This window comes from Pseudomonas sp. UBA6753, assembly GCF_002453565.1.
GTDB lineage: Bacteria > Pseudomonadota > Gammaproteobacteria > Pseudomonadales > Pseudomonadaceae > Aquipseudomonas > Aquipseudomonas putida_Z.
This window is the reverse complement of sequence record NZ_DKHD01000002.1, coordinates 43,417-55,135: the sequence shown is the minus strand read 5'-3', so window position 1 is coordinate 55,135 and position 11,719 is coordinate 43,417. Positions and strand designations below refer to the sequence as shown.

The window sequence follows — 11,719 nt, the reverse complement described above, 5'->3', positions numbered from 1 at the left end:
GCAAGCCGGCTCCCACACCGACCGCATCGAATTCAGGCCATGCGCCGTACCTGTGGGAGCTGGCTTGCCGGCGATGGGCTGCGCCGCAGCCCCTTTGCCGTTACTTGTAACGGTGAATGTTGGACAGCTGCTTGTTCGGCTGTGGGTTCTTGCGGTAGATCAGGGCTTTCTTGCCAATGGTCTGCACCAGCTCGGCACGGCCGGCCTTGCACAGTTCGGCAATGGTCTCGGCCCGCTCTTCGCGGTCTTCCGAGCGAATTTCGACCTTGATCAGCTCATGGTCGATCAGGGCGCGCTCCAGTTCGGCGATGACGCCTTCATTCAAACCGTTGCCAGCAACGATCAGGACCGGCTTCAGGTCATGACCAATGGACTTGTATTGCTTCTTCTGCTCGTTATTGAGCGGCATAATCTGACCCTTTCCGTCTGATTCTGTAAAATTGACCGGCATTTTACCCGAGGGCCACCGGCTCCGCCCAGTCAATCACGACGCATATCATCGAGGTGCCCCGTGGTACAACGTTCCAAAAGCAGCGCAAACTGGCTGCGAGAGCATTTCAACGATCCTTTTGTGAAACAGGCACAAAAGGATGGCTACCGCTCGCGTGCGAGCTACAAATTGCTGGAGATCCAGGAAAAGGACCGGCTGATCCGCCCTGGCATGAGCGTGATCGACCTCGGCGCGGCTCCTGGTGGCTGGTCGCAGGTGACCAGTCGTCTGATTGGTGGCCAGGGCCGCCTGATCGCGTCCGACATCCTGGAGATGGACTCGATCCCCGATGTGACCTTCATCCAGGGCGATTTCACCCACGATGAAGTGCTGCAGCGCATTCTCGAGGCCGTCGGCGATTCGCACGTGGACCTTGTGATTTCCGACATGGCCCCCAATATGAGTGGTACGCCTGCGGTGGACATGCCGCGTGCCATGTTCCTCTGCGAGCTGGCCCTCGATCTGGCAACCCGCGTGCTAAAGCCCGGCGGCGATTTCCTGATCAAGATTTTCCAGGGCGAAGGTTTTGACGTGTACCTCAAGGACGTGCGCAGCAAGTTCGACAAGGTACAGATGCGCAAGCCGTCGTCGTCGCGTGACCGTTCCCGCGAGCAGTACCTGCTGGGCAGGGGTTTCAAGGGGGCATGAAAGGCGTGAAGCGTGGTGGCCGATAGTTATTTCCAATCGGCCGCTGCGTCAGGATCGTCCGAACTTCGTGTAGTCTAGCTTTCACAAAGGGTTACAGACGGTGCCTGCGGCTGCGTAGGTAATGTAGTAAGTTAGGGCGATGAATATCATGCGAGGAACGGCTGCGTCGTGCGCCGACCTCAGAGGGTAGCGAATTGAACGACATGGCAAAGAATCTGATCCTGTGGTTGATCATCGCAGCTGTCCTGGTGACAGTGATGAACAACTTCTCCAGCCCTAACGAGCCGCAGACCCTCAACTATTCCGACTTCATCCAGCAGGTCAAGGATGGCAAGGTCGAGCGTGTGACCGTCGACGGCTACATCATTACCGGCAAGCGCGCCGACGGCGACAATTTCAAGACCGTTCGCCCGGCCATTACCGACAACGGCCTGATCGGCGACCTGGTCGACAACCACGTCATCGTCGAAGGCAAGCAGCCTGAGCAGCAGAGCATCTGGACCCAGCTGCTGGTGGCGAGCTTCCCGATCCTGGTGATCATCGCCGTGTTCATGTTCTTCATGCGCCAGATGCAGGGCGGCGCGGGCGGCAAGGGCGGGCCGATGAGCTTCGGTAAGAGCAAGGCGCGCCTGCTGTCCGAAGACCAGGTCAAGACCACCCTGGCCGACGTTGCAGGTTGCGACGAAGCCAAGGAAGAGGTCGGCGAGCTGGTCGAGTTCCTGCGCGACCCGGGCAAGTTCCAGCGCCTGGGCGGCCGTATCCCGCGTGGCGTGCTGATGGTCGGCCCGCCCGGTACCGGTAAGACCTTGCTTGCCAAGGCCATCGCCGGCGAGGCGAAGGTGCCGTTCTTCACCATTTCCGGTTCGGACTTCGTGGAAATGTTCGTCGGTGTCGGTGCCAGCCGTGTGCGCGACATGTTCGAGCAGGCCAAGAAGCACGCCCCGTGCATCATCTTCATCGACGAGATCGACGCCGTTGGTCGCCACCGTGGCGCCGGCATGGGTGGCGGTCACGACGAACGTGAGCAAACCCTCAACCAGTTGCTGGTGGAGATGGACGGTTTCGAGATGAACGATGGCATCATCGTCATCGCCGCTACCAACCGTCCGGACGTGCTCGACCCGGCTCTGCTGCGCCCCGGCCGCTTCGACCGCCAGGTGGTGGTTGGCCTGCCGGACATTCGTGGTCGCGAGCAGATCCTCAAGGTTCACATGCGCAAGGTGCCGGTCGGCGAGAACGTCAACCCGGCGGTCATTGCCCGTGGTACCCCTGGCTTCTCCGGTGCAGACCTGGCCAACCTGGTCAACGAGGCCTCGCTGTTTGCCGCGCGCGCCAACAAGCGCCTGGTCGAAATGAAAGAGTTCGAGCTGGCCAAGGACAAGATCATGATGGGCGCCGAGCGCAAGACCATGGTCATGTCCGAGAAAGAAAAGCAGAACACCGCCTACCACGAGGCTGGCCACGCCATTGTCGGTCGCCTGGTGCCTGAGCACGATCCGGTCTACAAGGTTTCGATCATTCCGCGCGGTCGTGCCCTGGGCGTGACCATGTTCCTGCCGGAAGAAGACCGCTACAGCCTGTCCAAGCGCGCACTGATCAGCCAGATCTGCTCGCTGTACGGCGGCCGTATTGCCGAAGAAATGACCCTGGGCTTCGACGGTGTCACTACCGGCGCGTCCAACGACATCATGCGTGCCAGCCAGATCGCCCGAAACATGGTGACCAAGTGGGGGCTTTCCGAAAAACTCGGCCCGCTGATGTACGCCGAGGAAGAAGGCGAGGTGTTCCTGGGCCGCAGTGCTGCCAGCCAGCACGCCAGCGTTTCCGGCGAAACCGCCAAGCTGATCGACTCGGAAGTGCGCAGCATCATCGACCAGTGCTACGCCACGGCCAAGCAGTTGCTCACCGACAACCGTGACAAGCTCGATGCCATGGCCGAAGCGCTGATGAAGTACGAGACCATCGACGCCGAGCAGATTGACGATATCATGGCCGGCCGTACCCCCCGCGAACCGCGCGACTGGGATGATGACTCGGCTTCGGGCAAGCCTGCTGCCCAGGGTGATCGCCCGGAATCGCCGATCGGCGGTCCAGCGGCTCAACACTAAGGGCATCTATGAGCTCAGCGCAGTACCCGACCCGGTTGCCTTGCGGCAACCGGGTTCTTGATTTGTCGCGTACCCATGTCATGGGTATTCTCAATATCACCCCCGATTCCTTCTCCGATGGCGGGCGCTTCAACCAGCGCGATGAGGCGTTGCGTCATGCCGAAGCGATGGTTGCCGCAGGCGCGACGCTGATCGACATCGGCGGCGAGTCCACGCGGCCGGGCGCGCGCGCGGTATCGGTGACCGAGGAGCTGGAGCGGGTAGCCCCCATGGTCGAGGCGATCAACAGCCGCCTCGATGTGGTCATCTCGGTCGATACCTCCACCCCGGCGGTCATGCGTGAAGCGGCGCGCCTCGGTGCCGGGCTGATCAACGACGTGCGAGCCCTGGAACGCGATGGCGCCCTGGATGCTGCCGCGGATACCGGCCTGCCGGTATGCCTCATGCACATGCGCGGCGAGCCGGGTAACATGCAGGACGACCCACATTACGAAGATGTGACCGCCGACGTTACGCGTTACCTTGAGCAGCGAATGGCCGCCTGCGCTGCGGCGGGCATCGACGGAAACAGAATCATCCTTGATCCGGGCTTCGGTTTTGCCAAGACACTGGCGCACAACCTGAGCCTGTTCAAGCATATGGAAGCGCTCTATCGCCTTGGGCGCCCGCTGCTGGTGGGTGTTTCACGCAAGAGCATGATCGGCCTGACGCTGGAACGTCCGGTCGGCGAGCGGTTGTACGGCAGCCTCGCGCTGGCGGCGTTGGCCATGACCAAGGGGGCGAGCATTCTTCGTGTCCATGATGTGGCCGAAACCGTTGATGTGGTGCGCATGATCGCTGCGGTGCAAAACGCCGAATAAGAACATTGGAGCCCCTATGAGCAGAAAATACTTTGGTACCGACGGCATTCGTGGCCGTGTCGGCGAATACCCGATCACGCCTGACTTCATGCTGAAGCTTGGCTGGGCGGCCGGCATGGCCTTCCGCAAGCAAGGCCACTGCCGGGTGCTGGTTGGCAAGGACACGCGTATTTCCGGCTACATGTTCGAGTCCGCACTCGAAGCCGGCCTGTCTGCGGCAGGTGCCGACGTGATGCTGCTCGGGCCGATGCCTACGCCGGCCATCGCCTACCTGACGCGTACCTTCCACGCCGAAGCCGGCATCGTCATCAGCGCCTCGCACAACCCGCACGATGACAACGGCATCAAGTTTTTCTCGGGCCAGGGGACCAAGCTGCCGGATGAAGTCGAGCTGATGATCGAGGAATTGCTCGACCAGCCAATGACCGTTGTCGACTCGGGCAAGCTGGGCAAGGTTTCGCGCATCAACGATGCCGCCGGCCGCTACATCGAGTTCTGCAAGAGCAGCGTGCCGAGCAGCACCAGTTTCGACGGCCTCAAGCTGGTGGTCGATTGCGCCCATGGCGCCACCTACAAGGTCGCGCCAAGCGTGTTCCGCGAGCTGGGTGCCGACGTGACCGTGCTGCATGCCCAGCCCGACGGCCTGAACATCAACGAAGGCTGTGGCTCGACTCACATCGAATCGCTGCAGGCTGCCGTACTGGTCGGTCATGCCGACCTGGGCATCGCCTTCGACGGTGATGGCGACCGCGTGCTGATGGTCGACCACACCGGCGCCATCGTCGATGGTGACGAACTGCTGTTCATCATCGCCCGCGACCTGCAGGACCGAGGCAGGCTGCAGGGCGGGGTAGTGGGCACGCTGATGAGCAACCTGGGCCTGGAGCTTGCGCTGAAGGACCTGGATATCCCATTCGTGCGGGCCAAGGTCGGTGACCGTTACGTCATGGCCGAGCTGCTGGAGCGTGAGTGGCTGATCGGTGGTGAAAACTCCGGTCACGTCGTGTGCTGCAATCACACCACCACTGGTGACGCGATCATCGCTGCGCTGCAGGTGCTGATGGCGCTCAAGCGCCGTGGCGAAACCCTGGCCCAGGCTCGTCAGGCCCTGCGCAAGTGCCCGCAGGTGCTGATCAACGTGCGCTATGGCGCCAGCAAGGTCGACCCGCTGGAGCACCCGGCCGTCAAGGAAGCCAGTGCCAAGGTGACCGAGGCCTTGGCCGGCCGCGGCCGCGTGCTGCTGCGCAAATCCGGTACCGAGCCGTTGGTGCGGGTGATGGTCGAGGGCGAGGACGAAAGCCAGGTGCGTGCGCACGCAGAAGCGTTGGCCAAACTGGTCGGCGAAGTTTGTGTCTGAAGGCGCTTGCCAGCGCAGATAGGGTTGGGTACTATCTGCGCCCACTTTGACCGACGAGGTAAAGCATGCGTCGCCCTATGGTAGCTGGTAACTGGAAGATGCACGGTACCCGCGCTAGCGTCGCTGAGCTGACCGAAGGCTTGAGAAATCTGGCCTTGCCGAGCGGAGTGGAAGTCGCGGTGTTTCCACCGGCCTTGTTCATCAATCAAGTGATCGATGGCCTGGCAGGCAAGGAAATTACTGTCGGCGCACAGAATTCTGCAGTACAACCCGAACAGGGTGCGCTGACCGGAGAAGTTGCTCCGGAACAGCTGGTTGAAGCAGGCTGCAAGTTGGTGTTGATTGGTCATTCGGAGCGTCGCCAGATCATTGGTGAAACCGACGAAGTGCTCAATCTCAAGTTTGCAGCGGCCCAGGCCAAAGGTTTGAAGCCAGTGCTTTGCATCGGGGAAACCCTTGAAGAGCGCGAGGCCGGCAAAACGCTCGAAGTTGTCGGGCGTCAACTAAGCAGTATCATCGAGGCATTCGGTGTTAAGGCTTTTGCCAATGCAGTAATTGCCTATGAGCCTGTATGGGCCATTGGCACTGGCCTTACGGCTACGCCACAGCAGGCCCAGGATGTGCATGCAGCCATCCGCGGCCAGCTGGCGGCAGAAGATGCTGAAGTAGCTGCGAAGGTGCAGTTGCTCTACGGCGGCAGCGTGAAGGCGGCCAATGCGGCCGAACTGTTCGGCATGCCGGATATCGATGGGGGGCTCATTGGTGGGGCTTCCCTGAACGCAGACGAATTCGGTGCAATTTGTCGCGCCGCAGGAAACTGAACAAATGCTGGAAACAGTCATCGTTGTTTTTCATCTGTTGGCAGCGCTGTCGCTTGTAGTGCTGGTTCTGTTGCAACAGGGTAAAGGTGCGGAAGCAGGTGCATCTTTCGGCGCGGGTGCTTCAAATACCGTGTTCGGGAGCCAGGGCTCTGCAACGTTCCTGAGTAAATTAACTGCTATACTCGCTGCCACTTTCTTTTTGACAGCACTTGGGTTAGGATACTTCGCGAAGCAACAAGCTCACCAGCTTAGCCAAGCAGGTCTTCCAGATCCAGCAGTGCTAGAAGTGAAAGAGCCGCAGAAACCGGCAGTTAATGATGATGTACCGGTGCTCCAGCAGCAGAAGAGCGAAACCACTCCTAATACGGGTGATGTACCTCCTCCGGCACAAGAGCAGAAGTAATGGGTTTCAAGTAGTAGTATTGCCGAGGTGGTGGAATTGGTAGACACGCAACCTTGAGGTGGTTGTGCCCATAGGGTGTAGGGGTTCGAGTCCCCTTCTCGGTACCAATTAAAGCTTGAGAGCCCGCTTTAGCGGGCTTTCTTGCAGGTGAAGGTTCGGATTTGACCCTCAGGAGGGTTCGGTCTTATACTTTTGCCCCAGCTTTGTCGCGGGGTGGAGCAGCTTGGTAGCTCGTCGGGCTCATAACCCGAAGGTCGTTGGTTCAAATCCAGCCCCCGCAACCAGCTTCAGCGGAGCCCCTTTTCAGGGGCTTTTTGCTAACCGAACAGTTTTCGGCGTCGTTGTCCAACGGCGCTTTCAGGGATGGGCGCTTCGCCCATTTTTTATTTGCACAGCATGCACGAGGGGGTTCAGGTGTCGAGCAAGCTAGAACAGTTGCAGGCCTTGTTGGCCCCGGTTGTCGAGGGTCTGGGCTATCAATGCTGGGGGATCGAATACGTTTCCCAGGGTAAGCATTCGGTACTGCGCATCTACATCGACAAGGAAGGCGGCATCCTGGTGGACGACTGCGAAGCGGTCAGCCGTCAGGCCAGCGCAATTCTCGATGTGGAAGATCCGATCAGCAGTGAATACACCCTCGAGGTGTCTTCTCCAGGCATGGATCGCCCACTGTTCACTCTGGAACAGTTTGCCTCGCATGCCGGCGAACAAGTGAAGATCAAGCTGCGCTCACCCTTCGAGGGTCGTCGTAACTTCCAGGGCCTTCTCCGCGGTGTGGAGGAGCAGGATGTGGTGGTCCAGGTGGACAATCAAGAGTTCCTGTTGCCGATCGACTCGATCGACAAGGCCAATATTATTCCCAGTTTTGACTGAGACGTGCCGGGCCCGGCGGACTATCCGGGCCCAATGGCTTGCGCAAGGCGAGGCGTACGATGAGCAAAGAAGTACTGCTGGTTGTTGAATCGGTATCCAACGAAAAAGGTGTACCGCCCGGCGTCATTTTCGAAGCGCTGGAAGTGGCACTGGCCACTGCAACCAAAAAACGTTTTGAAGACGAAGTCGACCTGCGTGTGGAAATCAACCGCCACACCGGTAGCTACGAGACCTTCCGTCGCTGGACCGTGGTCGACGAAGCCGATCTTGATGATCCGGCGATCGAGACCTGGTTGAGCAAGATTCACGAAACCCACCCTGAAGCCAAGGTCGGTGACGTGATCGAAGAGAAGATCGAGTCCATCGAGTTCGGTCGTATTGCCGCCCAGACCGCCAAGCAGGTCATCGTGCAGAAGGTCCGTGAGGCCGAGCGTGCCCAGGTGGTCGATGCCTACCGCGAGCGCGTTGGCGAGATCATCTCCGGCACCGTCAAAAAGGTTACCCGCGACAACGTCATCGTTGACCTGGGCAACAACGCCGAGGCCCTGCTGGCCCGCGAAGACATCATTCCGCGTGAGACCTTCCGTGTTGGCGTGCGCCTGCGTGCGCTGCTCAAGGAAATTCGCACCGAGAACCGTGGCCCTCAGCTGATCCTGTCGCGCACTGCGCCACAGATGCTGATCGAGCTTTTCCGCATCGAAGTGCCGGAAATTGCCGAAGGCCTCATCGAAGTCATGGCTGCCTCCCGTGATCCGGGTTCGCGAGCCAAGATCGCCGTCCGCTCCAAGGACAAGCGCATCGACCCGCAAGGCGCCTGCATCGGCATGCGTGGTTCGCGCGTCCAGGCCGTATCCGGGGAGCTGGGTGGTGAGCGTGTGGATATCGTCCTGTGGGACGATAACCCGGCGCAGTTTGTCATCAACGCCATGTCGCCGGCTGAAGTCGCGGCGATCATCGTTGATGAAGATGCCCATGCCATGGACATCGCCGTTGCCGAGGACAACCTGGCCCAGGCCATTGGTCGTGGCGGTCAGAACGTTCGCCTGGCCAGTCAGCTGACCGGCTGGACCCTGAACGTGATGACCGAGAAGGACATCCAGGCCAAGCAGCAGGCCGAAACCGGTGACATCCTGCGCAATTTCATCGATGAACTGGAAGTCGACGAGGAGCTGGCCCAAGTGCTGGTCGACGAAGGCTTCACCAGCCTCGAAGAAATTGCCTACGTACCGTTGGAAGAAATGCTCAACATCGATGGCTTTGACGAAGATATCGTCAACGAGCTCCGCGCTCGAGCCAAGGACCGTTTGTTGACCAAGGCCATCGCTACCGAAGAAAAACTGGCAGACGCCCATCCGGCTGACGACCTGCTCTCCCTCGAGGGCATGGACAAGGACCTGGCGGCGGAACTGGCGGTGCGCGGCGTGGTTAACCGCGAAGACCTGGCCGAGCAGTCGATCGACGATCTGCTCGACATCGACGGCATCGACGAAGAGCGTGCCGGCAAGTTGATCATGGCCGCCCGAGCCCACTGGTTCGAGTAATTAGGCGCGGCCTGAGGAGAGAAGTGCATGACGCAAGTCACGGTGAAAGAACTGGCCCAAGAGGTCGAGGCACCGGTAGAGCGCCTGCTGCAGCAGATGCGTGAGGCAGGTCTGCCGCACACCGACGCCGGTCAGGTAGTGACCGACAATGAGAAGCAGACCTTGCTGACTCATTTGAAGAGCAGCCACAAGAGCAAGGCGGAAGAACCGCGCAAGATTACCTTGCAGCGCAAAACCACCAGCACCCTGCGTGTCGCCGGTAGCAAGAGCATCAGCGTAGAAGTACGCAAGAAGAAAGTATTCGTGCAGCGCAGCCCGGAAGAAATCCAGGCTGAGCAGAAGCGTGAACTGGAAGAGCGCCGCGCGGCTGAAAATGCCGCTCGCGAGAAGGTCGAGGCCGAAGTTCGCCAGCGCAACGAAGAGCAGGCTCGCCGTCAGGCCGCCGATACCGCTGCTGCAGCCCCTGCGCCTGCCGCCAAGCCAGAGGCGGCGCCTGCCGCTGCCCCGGCCCCGGTAGTTGCCGATGCCCCGGCGTCCGAAGACGCCGCAGCCCGTGCTGCCGAGCGCAAGAAGGACGAAGCCCGTCGCAACGAAGGCCGCACCCGTGACGAAGACCGTCGTGGTGGCGAGCGTCGTGGCGAGGCCCCGCGCGTGTCGATCAAGGTCAAGGTCAAGGAGAAGGAAAAGGCTCCGACTCCTCGTGCCGCACCGCGCACCACCGATGAAGAGAGCGATGGCGTACGCCGTGGCCGCGGTGGCAAGAGCAAGCTGAAGAAGCGCAACCAGCACGGCTTCCAGAACCCGACCGGTCCAGTCATCCGTGACGTGACCATCGGCGAGACCATCACCGTCTCGGAACTGGCCCAACAGATGTCGGTCAAGGCCGCTGAAGTGGTCAAGTTCATGTTCAAGCTGGGTACCCCGGTCACCATCAACCAGGTGCTCGACCAGGAAACCGCTCAGCTGGTCGCCGAAGAACTGGGCCACAAAGTGACCCTGGTCAGCGATACCGCCCTGGAAGACTCCCTGGCCGAATCGCTGAAGTTCGAAGGTGAAGTCGAATCGCGTGCGCCGGTCGTTACCGTCATGGGTCACGTTGACCACGGCAAGACCTCGCTGCTCGACTACATCCGTCGTGCCAAGGTTGCCGCTGGCGAAGCCGGTGGTATTACCCAGCACATCGGTGCCTACCACGTGGAAACCGACCGCGGCATGGTCACCTTCCTCGATACCCCAGGCCACGCTGCGTTCACCGCAATGCGTGCCCGTGGTGCCAAGGCTACCGACATCGTCATCCTGGTGGTGGCAGCGGACGACGGCGTGATGCCGCAAACCCGCGAAGCCGTTCAGCATGCCAAGGCAGCTGGCGTTCCGCTGGTAGTTGCGGTGAACAAGATCGACAAGCCGGGTGCCGACATCGATCGCATCCGCAACGAACTGGCCGTCGAAGGCGTGACCTCCGAGGACTGGGGTGGTGACACTCCGTTCGTCAAGGTTTCGGCGAAGATGGGTACCGGCGTCGACGAACTGCTCGAAGCTGTCCTGCTACAGGCCGAGATCCTCGAGCTGACCGCTACCCCGACCGCTCCAGGTCGTGGCGTGGTTGTCGAATCTCGCCTGGACAAGGGCCGTGGCCCGGTGGCGACCATCCTGGTTCAGGACGGTACCCTGCGTCAGGGCGACATGGTCCTGTGCGGTTCCAACTATGGCCGCGTGCGCGCCATGCTCGACGAGAACGGCAAGCCTGTGAAGGAAGCCGGCCCGTCGATCCCGGTCGAAATCCTCGGCCTGGACGGTACCCCGGAAGCCGGTGACGAGCTGTCCGTGGTTGCCGACGAGAAGAAGGCCCGTGAGGTTGCCCTGTTCCGTCAAGGCAAGTACCGCGAGGTCAAGCTGGCCCGTGCTCACGCCGGCAAGCTGGAAAACATCTTCGAGACCATGGGTCAGGAAGAGAAGAAGACCCTCAACATCGTCCTCAAGACCGACGTGCGTGGTTCCCTGGAAGCACTGCAGGGTTCGCTGTCGGGCCTGGGCAACGACGAAGTTCAGGTGCGCGTGATCGGTGGCGGCGTCGGTGGTATCACCGAAAGCGACGCCAACCTGGCGCTGGCTTCGAATGCAGTACTGTTCGGCTTCAACGTGCGTGCCGATGCCGGCGCGCGCAAGATCGTCGAGCAGGAAGGTCTGGATATGCGTTACTACAACGTGATCTACGACATCATCGAAGACGTCAAGAAGGCTCTGACCGGCATGCTCGGCAGCGATGTTCGCGAGAACATCCTGGGTGTCGCCGAAGTACGTGACGTGTTCCGTTCGCCGAAGTTCGGCGCCATCGCTGGCTGTATGGTCATCGAGGGTACCGTGTACCGCAACCGTCCGATCCGCGTACTGCGCGAAGACGTTGTTATCTTCGAAGGCGAACTGGAGTCGCTGCGTCGCTTCAAGGACGACGCCTCCGAAGTGCGTAACGGCATGGAGTGCGGTATTGGCGTGAAGAGCTACAACGACGTCAAGGTCGGCGACAAGATCGAAGTCTTCGAGAAAGTCCAGGTTGCTCGTACCCTTTAAGGGTGAGCAGGGCGCCAGCCCCCGCCGCAGGGCGGTGGGCAGTGCCTCAG

Annotated in this window: 10 protein-coding genes and 2 tRNA genes; 11 read left to right on the top strand and 1 reads right to left on the bottom strand. The window is 60.7% G+C overall.

Annotated elements, in window-relative coordinates:
* Positions 1 to 100: 100 nt before the first annotated feature.
* On the bottom strand, positions 101 to 409 hold the full coding sequence (gene yhbY / locus B2790_RS00485) for a ribosome assembly RNA-binding protein YhbY (RefSeq protein WP_286918020.1): 309 nt from the start codon (positions 407 to 409) through the stop codon (positions 101 to 103).
* A gap of 102 nt (positions 410 to 511) precedes the next feature.
* Between yhbY and rlmE the strand changes: the two genes are divergently transcribed.
* The 11 genes from rlmE to infB all read left to right on the top strand — a co-directional run bounded on the left by rlmE (position 512) and on the right by infB (position 11,669).
* Positions 512 to 1,138: a 23S rRNA (uridine(2552)-2'-O)-methyltransferase RlmE gene (rlmE, locus tag B2790_RS00480; protein WP_025340705.1), complete on the top strand. Its 627-nt coding sequence runs from the start codon at positions 512 to 514 to the stop codon at positions 1,136 to 1,138.
* A gap of 203 nt (positions 1,139 to 1,341) precedes the next feature.
* Entirely contained in the window at positions 1,342 to 3,246 is a 1,905-nt protein-coding gene (ftsH, locus tag B2790_RS00475; RefSeq protein ID WP_025340704.1) for an ATP-dependent zinc metalloprotease FtsH, read from the top strand.
* Between the two features lie 8 nt (positions 3,247 to 3,254).
* Positions 3,255 to 4,106 carry a dihydropteroate synthase gene (gene folP, locus B2790_RS00470; protein WP_286918019.1) on the top strand — a complete coding sequence of 284 codons (852 nt, stop codon included), beginning with the start codon at positions 3,255 to 3,257 and terminating at the stop codon, positions 4,104 to 4,106.
* Between the two features lie 16 nt (positions 4,107 to 4,122).
* Positions 4,123 to 5,463, top strand: a complete 1,341-nt coding sequence (gene glmM, locus B2790_RS00465; RefSeq protein ID WP_286918018.1) for a phosphoglucosamine mutase — start codon at positions 4,123 to 4,125, stop codon at positions 5,461 to 5,463.
* 65 nt (positions 5,464 to 5,528) lie between these two features.
* Positions 5,529 to 6,284: a triose-phosphate isomerase gene (tpiA, locus tag B2790_RS00460; RefSeq protein WP_286918017.1), complete on the top strand. Its 756-nt coding sequence runs from the start codon at positions 5,529 to 5,531 to the stop codon at positions 6,282 to 6,284.
* A 4-nt stretch (positions 6,285 to 6,288) separates the two neighbouring features.
* The gene (gene secG, locus B2790_RS00455; protein WP_015271857.1) at positions 6,289 to 6,687 is read left to right on the top strand and encodes a preprotein translocase subunit SecG; all 399 of its coding nucleotides are present in this window, start codon (positions 6,289 to 6,291) and stop codon (positions 6,685 to 6,687) included.
* A 21-nt stretch (positions 6,688 to 6,708) separates the two neighbouring features.
* Positions 6,709 to 6,794 (top strand) — tRNA-Leu (locus tag B2790_RS00450).
* A 100-nt stretch (positions 6,795 to 6,894) separates the two neighbouring features.
* Positions 6,895 to 6,971 (top strand) — tRNA-Met (locus B2790_RS00445).
* Positions 6,972 to 7,101: 130 nt separating this feature from the next.
* Positions 7,102 to 7,560 (top strand): ribosome maturation factor RimP, encoded by a 459-nt coding sequence (rimP, locus tag B2790_RS00440; protein WP_003249960.1) that lies wholly within the window; start codon positions 7,102 to 7,104, stop codon positions 7,558 to 7,560.
* Between the two features lie 59 nt (positions 7,561 to 7,619).
* Positions 7,620 to 9,101 (top strand): transcription termination factor NusA, encoded by a 1,482-nt coding sequence (gene nusA / locus B2790_RS00435; protein WP_003258062.1) that lies wholly within the window; start codon positions 7,620 to 7,622, stop codon positions 9,099 to 9,101.
* A 27-nt stretch (positions 9,102 to 9,128) separates the two neighbouring features.
* Entirely contained in the window at positions 9,129 to 11,669 is a 2,541-nt protein-coding gene (infB, locus tag B2790_RS00430) for a translation initiation factor IF-2 (protein WP_075046424.1), read from the top strand.
* The last annotated feature ends 50 nt before the right edge of the window (positions 11,670 to 11,719 follow it).

Coding starts and splice junctions, on each gene's coding strand:
- yhbY (WP_286918020.1), bottom strand. CDS start 409: ATGCCGCTCAATAACGAGCAGAAGAAGCAATACAAGTCCATTGGTCAT.
- ftsH (WP_025340704.1), top strand. CDS start 1,342: ATGGCAAAGAATCTGATCCTGTGGTTGATCATCGCAGCTGTCCTGGTG.
- folP (WP_286918019.1), top strand. CDS start 3,255: ATGAGCTCAGCGCAGTACCCGACCCGGTTGCCTTGCGGCAACCGGGTT.
- glmM (WP_286918018.1), top strand. CDS start 4,123: ATGAGCAGAAAATACTTTGGTACCGACGGCATTCGTGGCCGTGTCGGC.
- tpiA (WP_286918017.1), top strand. CDS start 5,529: ATGCGTCGCCCTATGGTAGCTGGTAACTGGAAGATGCACGGTACCCGC.
- secG (WP_015271857.1), top strand. CDS start 6,289: ATGCTGGAAACAGTCATCGTTGTTTTTCATCTGTTGGCAGCGCTGTCG.
- nusA (WP_003258062.1), top strand. CDS start 7,620: ATGAGCAAAGAAGTACTGCTGGTTGTTGAATCGGTATCCAACGAAAAA.
- infB (WP_075046424.1), top strand. CDS start 9,129: ATGACGCAAGTCACGGTGAAAGAACTGGCCCAAGAGGTCGAGGCACCG.